The 18725-nt window shown below is 39.2% G+C and carries 15 protein-coding genes; 4 read left to right on the forward strand and 11 right to left on the reverse strand.

What is annotated here, in order from left to right; all coding sequences use genetic code 11:
• Window positions 1-36: 36 nt before the first annotated feature.
• The 3 genes from pta to H2677_RS02280 all read right to left on the reverse strand — a co-directional run bounded on the left by pta (window position 37) and on the right by H2677_RS02280 (window position 4933).
• Window positions 37-2172, reverse strand: a complete 2136-nt coding sequence (pta, locus tag H2677_RS02270) for a phosphate acetyltransferase (protein ID WP_004909207.1) — start codon at window positions 2170-2172, stop codon at window positions 37-39.
• 34 nt (window positions 2173-2206) lie between these two features.
• On the reverse strand, window positions 2207-3382 hold the full coding sequence (locus H2677_RS02275; protein WP_212639052.1) for an acetate/propionate family kinase: 1176 nt from the start codon (window positions 3380-3382) through the stop codon (window positions 2207-2209).
• Window positions 3383-3667: 285 nt separating this feature from the next.
• Window positions 3668-4933, reverse strand: coding sequence for a glutamate-5-semialdehyde dehydrogenase (locus H2677_RS02280; protein ID WP_039048171.1), 1266 nt, complete (start codon window positions 4931-4933; stop codon window positions 3668-3670).
• Between the two features lie 355 nt (window positions 4934-5288).
• Between H2677_RS02280 and H2677_RS02285 the strand changes: the two genes are divergently transcribed.
• On the forward strand, window positions 5289-6599 hold the full coding sequence (locus H2677_RS02285; RefSeq protein WP_125299767.1) for an alpha/beta fold hydrolase: 1311 nt from the start codon (window positions 5289-5291) through the stop codon (window positions 6597-6599).
• 43 nt (window positions 6600-6642) lie between these two features.
• On the opposite strand, the gene H2677_RS02290 is transcribed toward H2677_RS02285, so the two are convergent.
• Both H2677_RS02290 and nagZ read right to left on the reverse strand, forming a co-directional pair.
• The gene (locus tag H2677_RS02290; RefSeq protein ID WP_212639053.1) at window positions 6643-7485 is read right to left on the reverse strand and encodes a class I SAM-dependent methyltransferase; all 843 of its coding nucleotides are present in this window, start codon (window positions 7483-7485) and stop codon (window positions 6643-6645) included.
• A gap of 129 nt (window positions 7486-7614) precedes the next feature.
• Window positions 7615-8634, reverse strand: a complete 1020-nt coding sequence (nagZ, locus tag H2677_RS02295; protein WP_212639054.1) for a beta-N-acetylhexosaminidase — start codon at window positions 8632-8634, stop codon at window positions 7615-7617.
• A gap of 235 nt (window positions 8635-8869) precedes the next feature.
• On the opposite strand from nagZ, the gene H2677_RS02300 reads away from it, so the two are divergent.
• On the forward strand, window positions 8870-11053 hold the full coding sequence (locus H2677_RS02300; protein ID WP_212639055.1) for a carboxy terminal-processing peptidase: 2184 nt from the start codon (window positions 8870-8872) through the stop codon (window positions 11051-11053).
• A 49-nt stretch (window positions 11054-11102) separates the two neighbouring features.
• Here the strand turns inward: H2677_RS02300 and H2677_RS02305 are convergent, their stop codons facing one another.
• The 5 genes from H2677_RS02305 to hflX form a co-directional block, all read right to left on the reverse strand.
• Window positions 11103-11561, reverse strand: coding sequence for a DUF2147 domain-containing protein (locus H2677_RS02305; protein ID WP_004951947.1), 459 nt, complete (start codon window positions 11559-11561; stop codon window positions 11103-11105).
• A 236-nt stretch (window positions 11562-11797) separates the two neighbouring features.
• Window positions 11798-12241: a DUF2147 domain-containing protein gene (locus tag H2677_RS02310; RefSeq protein WP_035338543.1), complete on the reverse strand. Its 444-nt coding sequence runs from the start codon at window positions 12239-12241 to the stop codon at window positions 11798-11800.
• Window positions 12242-12328: 87 nt separating this feature from the next.
• Window positions 12329-12997: an LrgB family protein gene (locus H2677_RS02315; protein WP_004909187.1), complete on the reverse strand. Its 669-nt coding sequence runs from the start codon at window positions 12995-12997 to the stop codon at window positions 12329-12331.
• A gap of 12 nt (window positions 12998-13009) precedes the next feature.
• Window positions 13010-13372, reverse strand: a complete 363-nt coding sequence (locus tag H2677_RS02320) for a hypothetical protein (RefSeq protein ID WP_005403212.1) — start codon at window positions 13370-13372, stop codon at window positions 13010-13012.
• A gap of 37 nt (window positions 13373-13409) precedes the next feature.
• A complete protein-coding gene (gene hflX / locus H2677_RS02325) occupies window positions 13410-14759 on the reverse strand; it encodes a ribosome rescue GTPase HflX (protein WP_004951954.1) in 1350 nt (449 codons plus the stop codon).
• 395 nt (window positions 14760-15154) lie between these two features.
• Between hflX and H2677_RS02330 the strand changes: the two genes are divergently transcribed.
• Window positions 15155-15982: a lysophospholipid acyltransferase family protein gene (locus tag H2677_RS02330; RefSeq protein WP_005403210.1), complete on the forward strand. Its 828-nt coding sequence runs from the start codon at window positions 15155-15157 to the stop codon at window positions 15980-15982.
• Here the strand turns inward: H2677_RS02330 and H2677_RS02335 are convergent.
• Complete coding sequence (locus H2677_RS02335) at window positions 15975-17540, reverse strand: phospholipase D family protein (RefSeq protein ID WP_227540274.1); 1566 nt, start codon at window positions 17538-17540, stop codon at window positions 15975-15977. The genes H2677_RS02330 and H2677_RS02335 overlap by 8 nt on opposite strands.
• A 163-nt stretch (window positions 17541-17703) precedes the next feature.
• Between H2677_RS02335 and H2677_RS02340 the strand changes: the two genes are divergently transcribed.
• Entirely contained in the window at window positions 17704-18714 is a 1011-nt protein-coding gene (locus H2677_RS02340) for a metallophosphoesterase (protein ID WP_212639567.1), read from the forward strand.
• Window positions 18715-18725 lie beyond the last annotated feature (11 nt).

An 18725-nucleotide genomic window follows, 5' to 3' on the forward strand; every position in this document is an offset into this window, starting at 1 on the left:
AAGTGATGGCTCTTTCTTTATTGTAAAGAGATCAGACTAGTCTTGTTGTTTTGCCTGAATCGCAGTCAAGGCAATGGTAAACACAATATCATCCACCAAAGCACCACGAGACAAATCATTTACGGGCTTGTTTAAGCCTTGTAGCATCGGGCCGACACTTACAACATTGGCAGCACGTTGCACCGCTTTGTAGGTGGTATTGCCTGTATTGAGGTCAGGGAAGATAAATACGTTGGCGCGACCAGCTACTTGTGAGTCAGGTGCTTTTTGGCGTCCGACACTTTCAACGGATGCTGCATCGTATTGTAAAGGACCATCAATCAATAAATCAGGGCGGCGTTGTTTTGCAATTTTAGTCGCTTCTGCAACTTTTTCCACATCCGCACCAGTCCCCGAAGTTCCTGTTGAATAACTGATCATTGCAATACGAGGATCGAGACCAAAAGCTTTTGCAGAATCAGCCGATTGAATCGCAATCTCTGCAAGCTGTTCAGCGTTTGGATCAGGATTAATTGCACAGTCACCGTATACGTAAACTTCATCAGGCAATAGCATGAAAAATATTGATGAAACCAATGAGTAATTTGGTGCAGTTTTTATTAATTGAAATGCTGGACGTACAGTATTGGCCGTTGTATGAATGGCACCTGAAACTAAACCATCAACCTGATCAAGTGCTAGCATCATCGTACCGAGAACCACAGTGTCTTGCAGTTGAGCTTTAGCTTGTAGTGCATCAAGCTTACCTTTACGCAATTCAACCATCGGTTCAATATATTGGTCACGAATGCTGTCAGGGTCAATAATTTCTAAATCACTTGGTAGTTGAATGCCACGTGCTTTTGCAACCTCAGCAACTGATTCTGGTTTTGCAAGCAAAATACAGTGCGCGATTCCGCGAGATTGACAAATTGCAGCAGCTTGAACAGTACGTGGTTCATCACCTTCAGGTAGAACGATACGCTTCTTGGCTGCAATCGATTTTTGTACCAACTCATAGCGGAATGCGGAAGGGGATAATCGCGGATGTAGATTATTCTGAGTGTGTTGATCAAGCCAGTTATTATCAATATGACTAGAAACAAAGCGAGTTACTTGTTCAGCACGCTCAGTATCATCGACTGGGATTTCATTACCAAAATGGTGTAAGCGCTGAGCTGTTTCTAGCGTATCTAAAGGTGTGTGTAAAATAGGTAAGCCTTGTTTTATGGCACCTTGGCAGAACTCTAGAACATTATTCGCTGGGGCCGATTGTTCTGTTAAAACTAATCCAGCTAAAGGAATCCCGTTGCTAGTTGCGACACTGGCTGCAAGTAAAGTGTCAGTTCGCTGTGCTGCACTGATGATCAGCTCACCAGCAACGAATTTTTGCAATTCGGCTTCGATATCTGAAGCAATCAGGCTAGTATGGAGAATTCGACGTTGCTTCGCTTCGCCCTCATGTAACCAAGTCCCATCAACCACAGATGCAATATCTAAACTGCGTGGAACACTAAGAATGTTGCTAAAAGGGACTAAACCAATAATCGGTAAGTCATCTGTGCCCATAAAACGATTATAACGTTGCAGTTCTTTTGAGAATTCTGCAATTTTTTCATCTAAACGTAAGCTTGGGTCGAGTGTAACAGGAATCTCAGCCGTGCCTTCAGGAAGTCCTTTGGTGCGCATAAAGAGCACACCTGTAGTACGTGCTGATGCAGCACCACCAAATTGACGTAGATGTGCATCAACTTTTTCAGCTGTTTTGCGTGGGTCTGCAAGATCAGCTGTACTGACTAATACGACTTGTGCATCTAGCGCTTGTGCAAGTGCGGCATTGATTTCACTAGCAAAATGATCCTGACCATTTGGAACAAGTCCTTCAACAATAATGACATCATGATTTGCAGCGATTTGACGATGTAAGGCAACTGCTTCTTCGAGTAATTCGTCAGTTTCACCCAAAGCAATCAGTTGAGTTAACTTTTCATAAATAATCGGTTCAACTGACTTATGTTGAAAAAGGTGACTATACAGCGTAGTAGTACGGTCAATGGTGGTATCTGCAATTTGTGAAAAAGGTTTTAGAAACCCTGCGTTAATCCCTTTGCAATCCAATGCGTAAATCATACCTAAGCATGCAGATGTTAAACCAACACCTTCACCTGTAGGGATCAATAAAATTGTATTCATAATGACCTTAATTTTTGTCTAACTGTTTTGTGATTTAAGCAGTCTGTTCAATGACTTGACGCGTTTCTTTGGCAATACGCCCTTCTTCATCGGTTGGAACAACCCAAATTTGAGGACCTGTTCCAGCATCAATTCGTCCTTCAGTACCACGTGCTAGGGCATTGTTTTTGTCTTGACTAAACTGTAAGCCGAAGTGTGGTAAATATCCCAACGTTTTTTCACGTACGTAAGCTGAGTTTTCACCGATCCCACCCGTAAATACTAAACCATTTAAACGTGGTAGACCGCAACTTAAAGCTGACAGAGATTTTGCTAAGCGATAACAGAACACTTCGATTGCTAGAGTCGCACCTTCATGACCATTTTCAGAAGCTTCCACGAGGGTACGCATATCATTGGATAAGCCTGATAAACCAAGTAAACCACTTTCTTTGTTTAGCATGGTGTCGATCTTTTGAATATCCCACCCTAAGTTACTAGCTAAAAATAAATGTAAGCTTGGATCAACATCTCCACTACGTGTACCCATAACAACACCTTCTAATGGTGTCATACCCATAGAGGTATCAAGGCTTTGACCATTCCAAACTGCACAAGTAGAACTACCATTACCTAGGTGAGCGCTGAGCCAGCCGCCTTGATTTTTGGCACCTGCAAGTTCGCTGGCACGTTCAGTGACATAGGCATGGCTAGTTCCATGGAAGCCATAACGACGTACTTGATGTTCAGTATATAAATTTTGTGGCAATGCATAACGATATGCACGTTCAGGCATCGTTTGGTGGAATGCAGTATCGAAAACAGCAACTTGCGGTAATTCTGGGAATAAGCGCATGGTTGCTTCGATTCCTATCAAATGCGCAGGATTGTGTAGAGGTGCAAGAGGTGTGGCAGCTTCAATACGCTTCACGATTTCAGGTGTTAAAAGTTCAGCTTTCGTTAGATTTCCACCATGAACCACACGATGTCCAATTGCTTGAGGATTATAATTTGCTAAACGAGCTAACAAAGTTTCCAACGCTTTGGCATGGTCTGCATGTGGAATTGATAATTCAAGCGGTTCTCCACCGACCGTTACCCCCTTAATACGCGCATCAGCAGAGCCTAAGTTTTCTGCCAAGCCATAAATACGATCTTCACGACGTTCTGAAACAAGCGCATATTTGATCGACGATGAACCACAGTTAATTACAAGTACAGATTTAGCCACGTTTGAACACCTAACTGATTTTAAATTTTATGACGAACACTTTGATCTTGCTGCAACGCATGGGGCAGTGGAATCAAGCGCAATGTTTTAACATGGGTTGTAACTTAGGCGAAGATAGACTTTAGCCTATACAACTGATTTATAATTGAATCTGATCAGTATAGTCTGTAAATTAAAATGTTCTTTTAATTGATTTGTTTGTTTTAAGCGTATCTTTTGTATAAAAACACGATAAAGATCAAAATGATGCTTTATCGTGTTTGATCGTTCTATTCTAGGATTATCTTATTGGCGAATTTGACCATCACCAAATACAATCCATTTTTGTGATGTTAAGCCTTCTAAGCCAACTGGACCACGTGCATGAATTTTATCGGTTGAAATACCAATTTCGGCACCGAGACCATACTCAAAACCATCTGCAAAACGAGTCGAAGCATTGATCATGACTGAGCTTGAGTCTACTCGTGCAAGGAACTCACGCGCTAAACTGAAATTTTCAGTGATGATGGCATCAGTGTGATGTGAACCATATTTATTGATGTGATCAATCGCTTCATCCATGCCACTGACAACTTTAATCGCCAAGATTGGCCCCAAGTATTCTGTGTACCAGTCTTCTTCAGTCGCCGTTTTTACTGAATCGCCAAGAATACGTTGAGTTTCAGGGCAACCGCGTAGTTCAACTTGTTTTTCTGCGTAAAGTTCAGCAATACTCGGTAAGAATTCTTCTGCGATCACTTCATCAACCAAAAGTGTTTCCATCGCATTACACACACCATAACGATGTGTTTTGGCATTTAATGCAATTGGTAATGCTTTTTGTAAATCTGCTTGAGCTTCAACAAATACATGGCAATTGCCATCTAAGTGCTTAATGACAGGAATGCGAGCTTCATTGCTAATTCGTTCGATGAGGCTTTTACCACCACGTGGCACAATCACATCAACAAACTCAGTCATTGTGATCAAATGACCAACTGCAGCACGATCAGATGTTTCAATAACTTGAACTGCATGTTCAGGTAACCCTGAAACCTGTAAACCATGTTGAATTGCTGTTGCAATCGCTTTATTGGATTCAAGTGCTTCAGAACCGCCACGTAAAATAATGGCATTTCCCGATTTTAAAGCTAATGATGCTGCTTCAAGTGTTACGTTTGGACGTGATTCATAAATCATTCCAATTACACCGAGCGGTACACGCATTTTTCCGAGTTGAATCCCTGAGGGGCGATAAGCAAGATCTGTGATTTCACCAATAGGATCGACCAAAGCAATGACATCTTTTAATCCTTGTAACATCCCTTTAAAACGAGCAGGGGTTAATTCCAAGCGATCTAAAAGCGCATTATCTAATTGGCGTTGGCGCCCATTTTCCATATCAATTTGATTGGCTGCTAAAATTTGCGCTTGGTTATTTTCCAAAGCCGTGTAAATAGCAGACAGTGCATGATTTTTCAAATGAGTGGATGCACTAGTTAAAACTCGAGAGGCACGACGTGCCTGAGTACCAACCTGTTGCATATAGTTTTCAATAGAATCTTGCATAGCATTTTAACGATTGCATGTATTTATAATGATAGTAACAGTCAAATGAAGAACAATGAATAGCCTGAACTCATAATTCAAGAAATTATAAATTGTTAATTAGCGCAATTTTTCTTATATAAATGAGATGCACATGTTAAATATAAACCTTTGGTAAAATATTTTGCAAAAGATTATTGCTTTAAACAGGACGAGTGGTGAAGGAAATGATTGCGTATAAAACGTGCATTTGTATAGAATGAAAAATGTAGAGGATAAATGTAATACAAATTTTATAAATTTGTTAATTTGCAAGTAGAAATCGCCAAAAATGAGACTCTTGCAGCAGAAAAATAAACAAGGATGGAGGAAGGATATGAATTCCATTATCCAAATGGACTCGGATTTAAATCATACCTATACAGGTTTTGGTTTTTTCGACATTTACAATAAAAACAGTTTTAAACAACCAGCGCGTACAACATGGATAGATGGTTGGAAAATTGAATATATGGCAATTGCAGATCCTAAAACGATCAACAATACGCCAATTGTAATTGTCGGGGGCGCATTTCAAAACTTTAACTCTTATAAGTATTGTGTTGAGCAACTCTTTGAGAGTGGGCCTGTTATTTTAATCGACTTACCGTCAATGGGTGCAAATCAGCAGATTCGCAATGTTGATACAGGTGAGTCAGCTGGAATTTTAGAATTACCAGATTTGTCTAAGATGCTCGGTCAATGGCTTGATATCGTCGGAATTGAGAAAGTTTCCGTGATGGGAATGTCATTGGGTTCGGTTGTCGCATCATCATTTGCCTATCAACGACCGGAATTGGTTGACCGTATGGTATTGATGGGTGTGATGCAAAAGACCCGTAAAAGCTGGCGTATGCTACTTGAAGAATCACTTCACCTCATGCGAGAAGACCGCATGGAGGAGTTTGGTCAGGCGGTGATTTTGTACCTTGTAAATCATGCTAAGCTTGATAAAACGCGGATGTCTCCGACAGCTAAGCGCTTGTTCTTTAGACAGATGGCGGATTTTACCGCGACAGAGCGTGAGCGTTATGAAATCAACTGCAATCGTTTGTTGCGCTTAAGTGATGTACCTGTACCTCAGTGTAAAACTTTGGTAGCTGCAGGACAGTACGATAGTTTTACTTTGCCTCACGAAAATGCTGATTTTGCGCTTCAGTGTGAGAACATGGAATTTGCTTTAATTGCAAATGCTGATCATGTGCCTCAATTGCAGCGTCGCAAAGAAACTATGAATTTGTTTACGTCCTTTTTAAAGGGTGAATCCATCGATAACCTTGATGGAATTATCACTATGACACGTGATCAAATGAAAAAAATTGAGCGTCGTGGTGAAGAGCGTATTCCTGTACTCAATCCCCATTCTAAGTTATCACATCGCCATGATGTGACAGAAGCGCCAGTAGAAATTGTTGATATTACTTTCTTTGGTGTTTACTTAAAGTTGGAACAACTTGAGCAGTTAGAGTTTGTGAAGCAACATCCACGTGATCTTGCATTGCATTTATCTGATGAAGAGGGCGATTTTAAAATCGAATGCTTAATCTTTGATGCAACTGAGCAAGGATTACGTATTTTATTTAAACATGGTAATTTTGAAGTTGCAGATCGTTTGCTTCGATTTATTGAACGTCAGAAACAAGCTTAATTATTGTGAAAAAACAAGTGGTCTATATGACCACTTTTTTATTTTAAGAATTTGATGCTTTAATCATCCATACAAGATCACCTAAATGTTGTTCTGAGTTTTCCAACGTTACATTTTCAAAAAATTGTTTAGGCTGTTGTACGATAACTTGATGAAAACCTGCTTCGTGGAAAAAATGTTCAACTTCTTTTGGTGTTTTGAAATGAAAGCTAAAAGCGCTTCTCGACATCCATTTCAGTAATCTGCTGCTATTCCAAATAATTGTAGCTAGTTTATTTTGGGTGGGTTCGGGATAAAGGTCAGTGAGATAATGTAATTGTTTAAAATCACGACCATAATTGGCAATAGCTTGAATGAGTTGTTGTAGCAATGGTTTTTCAAAATAGTTGATTAAACCTTCACTGATCACAACCAAGGGGCGATGAGGATCAAAAACGGTAAAAGCAGAAGCAAAAGCTTCGGTAAATAAATCAACAGAAAGTACATCATCTGCATCGGTTTCAATTTGTTGTAGTGCCGCTTGTTTGGTGGCTGCCATATCAGGCAAATCTAATTCACGATAACAAATGCTAGGGTGGTGCTGTCTAAACCACCATCCACGTGGTGATAATCCACACGCAATTTCAAGCACCTGAAGGTCTGGATACTTTTGAATAAGATCTTCTAAATGCTGATCAAGCATCGTATGGCGTTGTTTCAACGTTGTGCGCATACTGCCACCAACATATTTCTCAGCCCAGCTTTCGATTGGATGTACAAGCACAGCCAGTGTTTTTCCTTTCGCCGTAGCAAAGACAGGATGAGAAATCCCCATTTGATACCAAATGTATCCCGTATAGTGCGCAGTAAATGAAATGTGGCGATGTTTTGAAAGTTGTTGTGTCATCTGTCCTAGACTCAATTCTTAATTTTATTCTATTTCCATGCACAACCTATTTGCGCGAGGATGTTGACCCATTCAATCCTGAACAGGTCAATCAGATGATGAGTTAAATCATCTTTTATTTATCGCAAGTTAAAACGAATTCTTAAACTCTTCAATGACTTTTCTGACGTTGTTCCAATTTTCATCTAACACGAGTGTAGTACCCACTTCGATATTTGGAATTTTACCGCGCATACGTTCTAAACGTTGTTGATTTGGTAAAGCCAATGTTCCAATACCATCTAAAGCGATACATGCAGCTGCACGGTCATTACACACTAACCCCATGTCACAACCTGCATTTAATGCTGCTTGAATACGCGCATCTGCACCACCTGCAACACATGCGGCTTGCATGCTTAAGTCATCAGAGAATAGTACACCATCAAATTTTAGTTCTTGGCGTAAAATCTGTTGTAACCAAAATGGAGAAAAGCCTGCTGGATTCGGATCAACTTGATCATAAATCACATGTGCAGGCATAAGAGCATCTAATTCAGGCATAAGCTGAATAAAGCTTTGCATATCTTTGTCATAAATTTCTTGATATGAGCGACTATCAATTGCAGCTGCTACATGCGAATCGGCTTTGACTGAGCCGTGACCAGGGAAGTGTTTGCCTGTAGTTGCCATGCCTGCTTTTTTCATACCACGCATAAAGGCAGCTGCAAGAGGTACGATATCTTGCATATTTTTAGCAAAACTACGATCACCAATCACATCACTAATGTCATTTAGATCCAGTACAGGTGCGAAACTGAAGTCAATACCTACAGCCAGTACTTCAGTTGCCATCAACCAACCACATTGCTCAGCCAAAGTAACGGCTTGTTCTGGCTGGTCTGAGTAACGTTCACCAAGTCTTCCCATTGCAGGAAGTAAAGTGAAACCTTGTCTTAAACGTTGAACGCGTCCACCTTCTTGATCTACAGCAATCAAAATGTCAGGGCGAACTTGTCGCATATGATCGGTTAAAGCACGTACTTGTTGAGGTGATTCAATATTTCGAGCAAATAAAATCATTCCACCGACTTGCGGTGCTTGTAATAGTTCAATATCTTCTTGTGTAAGTTCTGTGCCAGCAATATCTAGCATCAATGCGCCGATCATATAGATTCCGTTTGAATTTTGATGTAAAAAACGATAGATAAATTGTGCAATGATTTGCTACATTTTGTCAGTACAGAATATGATAAAACTACATGATATTGATGATAAATACTTGTTGGTCATTTATTTAACACAGCCGATAAGTAGACACATTGGTTAAAAACGAATGAAATATGTTCATCTCGATTCGATCAGCGTGTAATAATTGCCATATCCAAGGAAGTACCAAAATTTTATGAAACTTCAAATGATAGCGTGTGCAGTTGCAATAGCGACTGGTGGATTATTTTTCTCTCATACTGTAAATGAGGCATTTGCAGCGACAGAGTCGCCAGTCGTTTCGACGGTAATTAAACCTTCACAAGAACAAGCATTAGTCGCACGCCAGTTAGCAACACTCGTTGATCGCCAACATTATTTAAATATGCGTTTAGATGCGGCAACATCTAATCGTATTTTGGATATGTATTTGGATAGTTTAGATCCAGATCATTCTTTATTTTTAAGCAGTGAAGTTGAAGACTATAAAAATAAATATGGTTCAAGTTTTGGTAGTGCTTTAAAAGCTGGGAACTTGACTGGACCATATGCCATTCATGCTCAATATCGTGAACGTTTAAAGCAGTTTTATGAGTACATGTTGGCAGAGTTGAAGAAGCCACAAAACTTAAATCAAAAAGATGTTTATCTTGAAATTGATCGTGAAAAAGCGCCGTATTTCAAAACATCGGCAGAGCAACAAAATCATTGGCAGAAAATGCTAGTTTCACAGTTGATCAATTTGACGATCAGCAAAGAAGAAGAGCAAGCGAAGCAAAAGGCACTAAAGGCAAATCCTTCTCTCGCCAATGGTCAAGATTTGACGGGTCCAGAAGACCTCACGCCAGTTCAAACACTCACTAAGCGTTATACACGTCAGTTAGAAAGAATAGGTCGTGTAAAAAGTGATGATGTTTTAGATAAAACTCTAAATGCGATGTTGGCGACCTATGATCCACATAGTAATTACTATCCACCAATTGATGCAATGGAGTTGAATCGTCAAACAACTTTGCAGTTGGAAGGTATTGGTGTGTCGATTCGTCCTGAACGAGGCAATGAAGATTACACTAAAATTGAAACCATCGTAGAAGGTGGACCAGCAAGTAAATCTGGTCAAGTCAAATCAGGCGATCGTATTATTGGCGTAGCCCAAGATGGCGAAAAAATGGTTGATGTCATTGGTTGGCCGAGTTCAGAGATTGTTGGTCTGATTCGTGGTAAACGTGGAACAAAAGTCGTTGTGCGCTTACTTGGTCCAGGCGCATCTATGAGTCAGGCTCGTAACGTTACTTTAGTGCGTGATGTCATCCAAGAAGAAGATGCAGGTGTTCGTTCACGTACCGTTGAAATCAATCGAGATGGCAAAAAGCATGTCTTTGGTATCATAGAAATTCCATCATTCTATTTTGATTATCGTTCACGTCGAGCGGGTGCTGAATATCGCTCTGTGTCTGAAGATACTGCAAAAGCATTTGAATTATTAAAAGCACAAAAAGTGGAAGGTGTGTTGGTCGATCTGCGTAATGATCCAGGTGGTTCTTTAGAAGAAGTTGCTCGTATGCTTGGACAAGTGATTAAATCTGGACCAGTGGTACAAATCAGAGATGGCAACGGTAATGTGAATGTCTTTGAAGATACCGATGGGGGTGAGCAAATTTATGCAGGGCCTATGGCAGTTCTTGTTAACTTAGCATCTGCATCTGCAAGTGAAATTTACTCTGCAGCGATCCAAGATTATGAGCGCGGTATCATTATTGGCAGTACTACCACAGGTAAAGGTACAGCCCAAGTTCAATTAGATTCTTTGGCACATGGTCAGGCGACCTTAACACAGCGTAAATTTTATCGCGTTACAGGTGGAAGTACTCAAAATAAAGGCGTGATTCCTGATATTAAATTGGTCGATATTTATAATGATGAATTTGGTGAGCGTAAAGCTAAGAATGCCTTAAAGTGGGATACCATTCCTACTGCGCCATTTAAACGTGAAGGTTCAGTCCAACCGTATACAGTGAAGTTAACTCAGTTATCTCAGCAACGTGTAGCACTTGATCCGCAGTTTAAGTATTTAGAAGAGCGTAAAGCAATTTCACAAAAAACGGCTGATCAAAAGAAAGTAGTATTGGATATTGATCAACGTCGAGCTGAATTGATAGATCTTGAGAAGCAAACTTTAGATGCAGAAAACCAACGTCGTAAAGCGACTGGACAGGCTCCTTATGCAAATTGGGAAAGTTATCAAGCTTCAATAGATGCTTTGGTTGAGTCACGTGCAAAAATGAAAGCTCATCTTCGCCCATCGCTACCTGAGGAAGAAACTTTTATTACTGAAGCTGCAAATGTTTTATTGGATTATGCAAAATTGCAAGGTCGATAATCTTTAAATGTCATAGAAAGAAGCCCTGATCATCAGGGCTTCTTTTGTATTACTCGGCAGCTTTATTATTTACCCGAATCCATATCTGGCTGCGGCCCAATACTGATACTCCGACATAACCACGTAAATGTAAACGTTGTCCATTTGAGCTGAGTTTTGCTGTCAAGCTATACATTCTTCCGCTATTAGGGTCTAAAATCTTTCCACCTGTATAAGTACTCTCTTTTTTGTGCTTGAGTTTGGTAATGACATTTAATCCCAATATCGGCTTATTTGTATAAGGTGCTGGGCAACCAGTACATAATTCTTTCGGTGTGTAACCTGTACGAGGCGTGATTTTTATGATTTTGCCTGTGAAAGTACCATTTGCCTCTTGAGTAATTTCAACTTGTCCTTTGGGTGCTCCCGTAAGATCATCCACACTTTGCCAGATCCCCGTAATATCTTGAGCAAAAGCGAAATGGCTAAGACTAAATAAAATGAAAAATGTAATACCTTTTTTATACATGTTTGAGCCTCTCAGCCATGATTGTTGTTTAGCTATTATTTCGGATTACTAACAATAGATTCAATCATTATTTTACAATTGTGAATTATTTTAATATTTGAAATTTCAATGATTTTTTACTAGAAATAAAAAAGCCTCATGATGATTAAATGATCATTAATGAGGCTTTTTTAGTACTGAACCGTAGTCTTAAATAAGTTGTAATATGGGAGTAGATGCTCGATATTCTTCAAGATTTAATCATTGCGGATCCAAATTTGATTACGACCAAGAGCAGAAACACCGAGGTATCCACGTAAGTGTAATCGTTTTCCATTTGAACTTAATTTCGCTTTCATACTGTAAATCTTGCCCGTATTTGGATCAAGAATACGACCATTGGTATAGTTCAAACCCTCACCATGCTTTAAGCCTGTTACCACATCCATACCTAAAATAGGTTTGTTGGTATATGGCGCTGGACAATTTACACAAGTTTCCTTTGGTGTATATCCTGCACGAGGCGTAATTTTGATGACTTTTCCTGAATATGTGCCATTCGCTTCTTCACGAATTTCAATCAATGCTTTAGGTGCGCCAGTTTTGTCATCTATACTTTGCCAAATTCCTGTAATGTCATTTGCAAATGAAAAACTGCTGATCACTGATAAAAATAATGCACCTATAAGTTGTTTGCCCATCATTAAAAATCCTTTTAACGTTTGATATTCCATTATGTAGGATTTGTGACAACTAGTTCAATCTTTATGTGATATTTGCGGCAAATTTTAAGATAAAGACAAGATAAATGTAGGCAGCCAAATCGCTGTAAATACTCCGTTTACAGCCATACCAAAAGCAGCATAGCGTCCAGTGACAGGACCACGTTGCCAAGCTTGTGCTGTACCAATTGCATGTGCAGCTAAACCTAAAGCCAAACCTGATGCACGCTCGTCATGAATATGCTTCAGAATCCATGGAGAAAATGCAGCACCAATCACGCCAGATAAAATTACAATCAAGGTCACCATCATTAAAGGAGCATGCAGTAAGGTTGCAATATTTAATGCGATAGGCGTGGTGACTGCACGAGTTGCAAAAGCCAAAATTGTCGGTTCAGACATATGCAAAAGATATGCAAGTCCCATTGGTAAAGCGACCGCACTGATACTGGCAAAACATAAAATACCGAGCATAGACTTGAGGGGTAAATCGTCATAGCGCATTGCAGCCAATGGAATTGCTAATGCAACGGTGACATAACCTAGTAAATGATTAAAAACATCATTTACACTTTTCATGTATTGCTCGTAGGGGATTCCTAGGACAGCCAGAAAACCAATCACGATAAACATCGCAAAGACAATCAGTGGAATTTGTGGCATACGTTTATTCAGTGGTTTGGCGATCAGATAGCTAACTAACGTGATTATAAAGCCATAAATAATCATGAACATATTTAGAGACTCCTATAACCAGCGTTTTGCCATTTTTGCGTAAATCCACAATGGCAATAAAGTACTGAGGGTTAATACAAACAAAAACATTGGAATTTCTTTGCCCAAATGTACCAACATAATCAATGAACCAGCACAAATAGGAAGAAAGGCGAAAGCACTCTCTTTCATAATCTTGTTATTGGTATCAATGAGACGATTCGAGATTTTTCTGAAACGTCTCCATATTAATAATGTGACCAATAAACCTATAAGACCTACTAAATTACCTAATTCAGGATGGTGAAAGACTTTGGTAATTGCAACAGCACCTTCACGAAACACAATAATTAACAGGATCGTGCAAAACCAAGCTGTCCAATCTATATCTTTCATTTCTCTTAAACTCGTATCTATATTCTCAAGGTCGCTGTTAATGCGATATGGTGGTGTCATTTAGCTCGAACTCTTCCAATGGTCGTTGGAAAAGAGTCGCTTTTTGTCCCAGAATTTCATCGAATGGCAAATGAGCCTGTTTAATCAGCTGCTCAAGTTTATTTGGTGCCATACACACGGTTAACTGTAAATTACCTTGTTCATCATAATGTTCAGATTGAATAACATTCAGAGTGTATAGCTGAGTGCGTAGTTTACCGTAGGCAGGTTTAAGAACTAAATCGAAGTGTTGTAACTGTCCCATAAGGCATTGTTGAACAGCTTGACTCAATAATTCAAGTCCTTGTCCTGAATGAGCTGAGACATAAACTCGATCTGGAACATCAGGTGCTTTATAAATGATTTTTGCTGCATCACCGCTGAGATCAATTTTATTATAGACATGCAAAATAGGGGCATCTGCTCCGATTTCTTTTAACACGCTTTCAACGGCTTCAATTTGTTCATCCATATTAGGGCTACTGCTATCAATAACATGTAATAGCAATGTTGCTTCTAAAGTTTCTTCTAAGGTTGCTTTGAAAGATTCAACTAAGTCGTGTTGAAGATTGCGGACAAAACCAACTGTATCAGCTAAAACAACGGTACCGATACCATCCCATTCCAAACGTCTTAAAGTTGGGTCTAAGGTTGCAAATAATTGATCTGCTGCATAGACATCACTTTTTGCCAAGATGTTAAATAAAGTCGATTTTCCAGCATTGGTATAACCGACTAAAGAAATGGTCGGTATCGCCGCTTTCTGACGTGCTGCACGACCTTGTAATCGAGTTTGTTGTACTTTAACTAACTTGTCTTTGAGTTGAGTAATTCGAACACGAATCAGGCGACGATCTGTTTCTAATTGTGATTCACCTGGACCTCGAAGACCAATACCACCTTTTTGTTGTTCTAAATTCCCAGTGAAACCGCGAATTAAGCGAGTGGATAAGTGTTTGAGTTGTGCAAGTTCAACTTGAAGTTTACCTTCATGTGTACGGGCACGTAAGGCGAAAATATCTAAAATAAGTCCAGTGCGATCAATTACACGACATTTCAGGATGCGTTCCAAATTCCGTTCTTGAGCAGGAGAGAGCGAATGGTCAAAAATGACTAACTCAGCTTCTAATTCTTGTACCAATTCAGCAATTTCATCTACCTTACCAGAACCAATAAAGAATTTAGGATCTGGTTTATTTCTTTGTACAGAAATATGTTCAAGAATTTCTGCACCTGCGGATTGTGCGAGCAATTGGAACTCTTCAGCATCAAGGTCATCGAGCATTTGAACAGAGATACTAACTAAAACTGCTCGCTCACCACTTTGTCGCTGTGTAATATTTTCCACGCTGTATCTTATCCTAGGTATTGAACTCCTATTCTAGAATAAACTTCAACGAAAGGGCAAAAAGTTAGACTGTTTATAAGAGATTGCGACGTAATAGCTCAATAAAACCAATCAGGGTGCCCATATATAGAATTGACCAACCTAGAAACATTTTAAGAGCGTATCTATAAGAAATTTTAATGTCTTCGTGGTGAGTGCTCATTTCGGGAGTCATAATCTTACCTCTTGATCAGTTATTTCGATTTACTTATGATAATCAATCTATTTATTCATTTAAAATTGAAAAAAATTATCTCCACGTTCGCTTTTTGTCATCAATGAAACTTTTATCCAAAGATATTTGCGTGATATAACAAGTTAATAACATGCAGACTTGCATACGGTTTTAGTGATTTATGACTCAAGAAACAGCAGCAGTTACTGGTACACCTTTAAATTTGTTATCAAAATTTAGTTTATACAGTAGAAAATTGGCTTCGGGCTTAGAAACGATTGGTGAAGGTTTTTATCTCATTTATCGTCACGGCTTATATAAAGATCCTAATAACCCTGTTAACACACGTTATGTACAGTATTTTTGTCGACGTTTATGCGAGGTTTTCAATATTGAGGTACAAGTTCATGGAACTATTCCTCGTGAGCCAGCGCTTTGGGTGAGCAATCATATCTCATGGTTAGATGTAGCGGTGCTTGGTTCAGGTGCTCGCATTTTCTTTTTGGCAAAAGCTGAAGTTGAGAAATGGCCAATTTTAGGCAATCTTGCAAAGGGCGGTGGAACACTTTTTATTAAACGTGGTTCAGGTGATTCTCTCCGAATTAAAGAACAGATCACTGAGTTTTTGAAAAAAGATATTCCTGTTCTTTTTTTCCCAGAAGCCACCACGACAGATGGTCGTAAAGTCAAAAAAGTTCATGGTCGATTATTGGGGGCAGCGATTGAAGCTCAGCGTCCTGTGCAGATTTGCGTGATTTGCTATGTCAACCAACAAGGTGAATTGGACATGATCGCACCTTTTATTGGTGAAATGTCTTTTGCAGAGCATGTACAAAGAGTTTTGGAAATGCCTCAAGTCACGGCTCACTTACTAACTTTACCTGCAATTCCTGTAACTGGGCATACAGTCGATACACTGACCAAAGAAGTTGATCAAAAGATGAGAGAGGGACTTGCTGAGTTACATCGTAAGGTATTAAAAGTGATGCCTGACAGCGATGTTACATAAAGCCTTCTATAGGTAGCCATGACAGGAATTTTACACCAGCTTTCTGCCACCATTTCATTCGAGGCTCTTTGGTGTGATTAATCATGCCTTCATTGGTTTGACGTTGCCAATTAATTTTTTTGTTGGCATCTAACACTAATTTATATGCATACTTGCTTAAGTTTTGATCCATCGTGTTATGAACAGCTTGGGCTAGAGGTGGGCTATTTAATAAAACTCCGATTTCTGTATTGAGATAAGCTGAGCGTGGATCGAAATTAAAGGAGCCAATAAATACCTGTTTTTCATCTAAAGCCATCAGTTTGGCATGTAAACTTGAACGGCTTAAACCTTTCATATTGACCTTGGCTTTTTTTGCCAAATCATCGGTATGCTTATCCAAATCTTCTTTGTCTAAAGCTGGCACAAATTCATAAAGTTGAACGCCGTCTTCAAGCAATCTCTGACGATACTTACCATAAAAAGCGTGTACTACAGCGACATCATTGGCTTTAAAAGAGTTCGTTAGAACTCTAACCTTGACACCACTTTGCGCTAAGTCGCCTAATGTTTTCGCACCCTTTTTTTCTGGAACGAAATAAGCAGAGATCAAGTCGATATTTTTTTCAGGTTTTTCTAGGTGATTGATCAGCTGAAAGTTTAAATGTTCATGCTTTTTTGCTTTTGATTTCACTTTGTCGGGAGAGTCTTTTACTACTTCAGCTTTAACCCAGTCTAATGCAATCTCGCGATTCATTAGTGACGTGATCGCGGTGGATTCGCTGGTTAAATCAAGATAATTCTGCACCGTTGATTTTTTATAGTGATCATCTAATTGTTGTTTTAAACTTTCGTAGCTCAAGCGATGTGATTTGGGATTGACGATTTCTCTAACATCATAAGCATATTCATGATTCCAGTAATCATCAAAAGATTGGGAAATATCATTGACTGCCGTACCGAAAAGCATGACATCAACATCAGAGAACTGATAACTATCACTAACATTGTAGTACTGATTTGTCATATTCCGACCACCGATCAAGGCAACCTGATGGTCTGTAATAAAGCTCTTATTGTGCATCCGACGGTTAATACGTTTTAAGTCAAAAATCATATCTAAGGCACGATATTTGCGAAAACGATATGGATTAAATAATTTAACTTGAATATTAGGATGCTGTGCTAAGGCGAGGAAAATCCCTTCAGTTTGTTTGGCATTATTATCATCAATCAATAAGCGTACTTTGACGCCGCGATCCGCTGCTCGAATCAGTGCATGTAAGGCGAGTGCACCGACTTTGTCATTATCCCAAATATAATATTGAAGATCTAAAGTTTTTTCAGCTTTATCAATTAAACTTAGACGAGCCGCCAATGCTTCTAAAGGTTCAAAAAGAACATGATACCCAGTCAAATTTGGGTTTTGTTGCTGTAAAGGCTCGATGATTTGAGCTAAAGTGGTTTCTGAAGTGTCAATAGGTTCTACGGCAACTGAAGCTGTAGGCAAGGTTTTATGTTCAGGTAAGGTGCTACAGCCACTAACACCGATCGCAATACTGCAATAAATCGCAAGCATAGTTTTATTGTAAGTAGTTGTACTTATATGTGTATGCTGACTATTTATCTGAGAAAATTGCGTCATAATTATTACTGATTAAATGTTGTGCTTGAGTATAGCATTTCATCAAAAAAGATAAATATAAGCATGCTGTCCTTGGGTGAGGTTGATGAAGTCTGTAATGTATAGTTCAGATACAGTTATTATTATTTTCTATGCTATTTTTGCACTTCTAGCACTTTGGGGATTGATTCAAGCTTGGATTCATCAATCTCGGACTGAAACCATACATCCTTTTAAAGCGTTTATTCATTTATTAGCGTTTTATTTATCCTATTTGTTAATTCCACTATGGTTTTTTAGCTTATATGCAGGTTGGTCTGACTATTATAGTTTGCACCAAAGTACTTTCGTATTTTTATTGAGTAGTTTGTTAATTTACGCTCGATTTATTGAACCTCATATTGTTCAAGTGAAGCATCATCAATATCGTTTACATCCAGACCGAGAGTTTACTAGACCAATAAAATTGGCAGTGGTTGCCGATATGCATGTTGGATTATTTTCAGGACATGAACGCCAATTAAAAACCATCGTCAAAAAACTGAATCAGCAACAACCAGACCTTGTTGTCGTTGCAGGTGATTGGACTTATGAGCCTGAAAATAGATTGGTTCAAGAGTTAGCAATTTTGCGTGAAATCCATGCGCCAGTTTATTCAGTACCCGGTAATCATGATGAGCAATATCCTGGTCCACCGATTCAAGCGTTGTTGAAACAAGCATTAGAACACAATAATGTTATAGATATAGAGGGGAAGATTGTTGAGTTTGACGAGTTTCGATTGATCGGTGTTGGAGATCTCTGGGCTGGTAAAGCGAACATGCGATACATGCCTGAATTACCACAGGATAAACCATGGCTAATACTGTCTCATAACCCTGATACCGTAGATATGGTTCCAGAATTGCCTACAAGACCTTTGATGGTTTCTGGGCATACTCATGGTGGGCAAATTGAGTTGCCGTGGATTACTAATTATATTATGAAGCGAGTCTCGATTTTAGGGCATAAAAAGGGATTTTATACCCACGAACATGCTGATGTATTTGTGACCGTAGGTACAGGTATGGTTGGTGTACCATTTCGATTCCGAGTTCCACCTACAATAGATATCATTGAGCTAAAATAAAAAAGCCAACA

Origin of the sequence: Acinetobacter junii, from assembly GCF_018336855.1 — a bacterium.
Classification (GTDB): Bacteria; Pseudomonadota; Gammaproteobacteria; order Pseudomonadales; family Moraxellaceae; genus Acinetobacter; species Acinetobacter junii.

Bases quoted from the DNA above. Each gene is read 5' to 3' on its own strand.
- H2677_RS02300 (WP_212639055.1), top strand. From the start codon at position 8,870: ATGAAACTTCAAATGATAGCGTGTGCAGTTGCAATAGCGACTGGTGGA.
- pta (WP_004909207.1), bottom strand. From the start codon at position 2,172: ATGAATACAATTTTATTGATCCCTACAGGTGAAGGTGTTGGTTTAACA.
- H2677_RS02280 (WP_039048171.1), bottom strand. From the start codon at position 4,933: ATGCAAGATTCTATTGAAAACTATATGCAACAGGTTGGTACTCAGGCA.
- H2677_RS02330 (WP_005403210.1), top strand. From the start codon at position 15,155: ATGACTCAAGAAACAGCAGCAGTTACTGGTACACCTTTAAATTTGTTA.
- H2677_RS02305 (WP_004951947.1), bottom strand. From the start codon at position 11,561: ATGTATAAAAAAGGTATTACATTTTTCATTTTATTTAGTCTTAGCCAT.
- H2677_RS02310 (WP_035338543.1), bottom strand. From the start codon at position 12,241: ATGGGCAAACAACTTATAGGTGCATTATTTTTATCAGTGATCAGCAGT.
- H2677_RS02320 (WP_005403212.1), bottom strand. From the start codon at position 13,372: ATGAAAGATATAGATTGGACAGCTTGGTTTTGCACGATCCTGTTAATT.
- H2677_RS02290 (WP_212639053.1), bottom strand. From the start codon at position 7,485: ATGACACAACAACTTTCAAAACATCGCCACATTTCATTTACTGCGCAC.
- H2677_RS02315 (WP_004909187.1), bottom strand. From the start codon at position 12,997: ATGTTCATGATTATTTATGGCTTTATAATCACGTTAGTTAGCTATCTG.
- nagZ (WP_212639054.1), bottom strand. From the start codon at position 8,634: ATGATCGGCGCATTGATGCTAGATATTGCTGGCACAGAACTTACACAA.
- H2677_RS02335 (WP_227540274.1), bottom strand. From the start codon at position 17,540: ATGCTTGCGATTTATTGCAGTATTGCGATCGGTGTTAGTGGCTGTAGC.
- H2677_RS02285 (WP_125299767.1), top strand. From the start codon at position 5,289: ATGAATTCCATTATCCAAATGGACTCGGATTTAAATCATACCTATACA.
- H2677_RS02340 (WP_212639567.1), top strand. From the start codon at position 17,704: ATGTATAGTTCAGATACAGTTATTATTATTTTCTATGCTATTTTTGCA.